1 protein-coding gene is annotated in these 419 nt (G+C 63.7%); it reads right to left on the bottom strand.

The annotated features are described in order from the left end of the window. On the bottom strand, nucleotides 1–419 hold a 419-nt coding region (locus EN893_RS38535; protein ID WP_164901579.1), incomplete at both ends, for a hypothetical protein.

Genomic DNA, 419 nt, shown 5'->3' on the forward strand with positions numbered 1-419 from the left:
AGTCGCACCTGTGAGGTTCGATGCGATGGTTCCGCTGAAGCCTGCCCCGACCAGCGTGCCGTCGCCGACCCGGATGGTCGACTGCGGCCCGAGCAATTCGATGTCCTGTCCCCGGACCACATACCCGCCGGTCGCGAACTGCATGCCCACGGCCTGCACCTGGCCATTGGTGTTGTCGACGCTGACCATACCGGCTGCGCCGGCAAAGATGGCAAAGCTGCCATTGGTGAAGGCCGCGTTCAGGTTGCCATCCGAACCGGTCCAGTTGTCGTCTCCAGCGGCCCGCCAGGTTCCGTTTCCTCCGTTGACAACGTCATTGCTTTTTGGACCGGCGTCGCCATCCCAGAAATTGAGGGTCTGGCCGCTGATGTCGACGAGGTTGACCTGGCCCGCGACCGACGTCTGCACCACGTGGTTGG

The organism is Mesorhizobium sp. M7A.F.Ca.CA.004.04.2.1 (assembly GCF_004022825.1).
Classification (GTDB): Bacteria; Pseudomonadota; Alphaproteobacteria; order Rhizobiales; family Rhizobiaceae; genus Mesorhizobium.